This is a genomic window from Falsirhodobacter xinxiangensis, assembly GCF_004959935.1.
Classification (GTDB): domain Bacteria; phylum Pseudomonadota; class Alphaproteobacteria; order Rhodobacterales; family Rhodobacteraceae; genus Falsirhodobacter; species Falsirhodobacter xinxiangensis.
This window is the reverse complement of record NZ_SMYN01000060.1, coordinates 1-1,356: the sequence shown is the minus strand read 5'-3', so window position 1 is coordinate 1,356 and position 1,356 is coordinate 1. Positions and strand designations below refer to the sequence as shown.

Sequence of the window (1,356 nt, the reverse complement as noted above, 5' to 3'; positions counted from 1 at the left end):
TAGCAGGCTGCTGAAAAACTCCTGCCTCGACGCGCATCGCAGAACATGATTCACGGTGACCACTGCGGGGATGGAGGTGTCGATGCGTGGATCGGACAATGTGACGGGATCGTTGTTCAGCTACGTCGATCTCGAGGAGCGCATCCCGACGCGGCATCCGCTGCGCAAGATCAGGGCCGTCGTCAACGATGCGCTGCGCTCATTGGATGCCGAGTTCGACCGGCTCTACGCCGGAGAGGGCCGCCCCTCCATCGCGCCGGAACGCTTGATCCGGGCCAGCCTGCTGCAGATCCTCTACTCGATCCGGTCCGAGCGGCAGCTCATGGAGCAGATGGACTATAACCTGCTGTTCCGCTGGTTCGTGGGCCTCGGGATCGACGACGCGGTCTGGGTCCCCACGGTGTTCACGAAGAATCGTGACCGTCTGCTGACGACGAACATGTCCCGCAAGATCATGGCCGCCATTCTGGCGCATCGCGGGGTGGCACCACTGCTGTCGGGCGATCATTTCTCGGTAGACGGCACCCTAGTAAAGGCCTGGGCGTCAATGAAGAGCTTCCAGCCGAAGGAAAAGTCGATCTCCGACGGGGACGACGATCCGGACGATCCGCCAGATACCAATGCGACATTCACATCTTCCTCTGACCAGTCCATCGCCGAGCCTAACCCGATGACCCGCCCCACACGCCGCAACCGCAACGACGAAGTCGATTTCCGTGCTGAACGGCGGTCGAATGCGACCCACGCGTCGCGGACCGATCCAGAGGCCCGGCTCTTCAAGAAGTCACCTGGCACCGGGGCCATGTTGTGCTTCATGGGACATAGTTTGATGGAGAACCGCTCCGGCCTGATCGTGCAGGCGGAACTGACGCAAGCTGACGGGCACGCCGAGCGCCGTGCCGCCATCGACATGCTCCATCGCCATTCACCCGGATCGACCCGGCGCCTGACCTTGGCCGCAGACCGCGGCTACGACAGCGCCGACTTCATCGCCGAACTGCGCCAAATGGTGGTCACGCCACACGTCGCCCAGAAGTCCCGACACTCCGCCATCGACGGCAGAACCACCAGGCACTCCGGCTACGCCAAATCACAGCGGCGCCGGAAGAAGATCGAGGAACCATTCGGCTGGGTCAAAACCGTCGGCGGCATGGCGCAGACCCTGTATCGCGGCATCGAGCGCGTGCGCGCCCGCTTCACGCTGACAATGGCGGCGTGCAACCTCGCGAGACTGCCGAAACTGCTGGCGACCTGACCGGGGGAGCCGCAGTCAGGTCTGACTGCGCATGATCCAGGCCCACCTAGCATCCGCGTCGGGGAAAACCGTTCCTCATGCCGACCTTCTTCAGCACCCTG

At 63.2% G+C, this 1,356-nt stretch carries 1 protein-coding gene; it reads left to right on the top strand.

Annotated elements, in window-relative coordinates; all coding sequences use genetic code 11:
* Positions 1 to 82 precede the first annotated feature (82 nt).
* Positions 83 to 1,255, top strand: a complete 1,173-nt coding sequence (locus E2K76_RS20120; RefSeq protein WP_136686208.1) for an IS5 family transposase — start codon at positions 83 to 85, stop codon at positions 1,253 to 1,255.
* Positions 1,256 to 1,356: the final 101 nt, after the last annotated feature.

Bases quoted from the DNA above. Each gene is read 5' to 3' on its own strand.
- E2K76_RS20120 (WP_136686208.1), top strand. From the start codon at position 83: ATGCGTGGATCGGACAATGTGACGGGATCGTTGTTCAGCTACGTCGAT.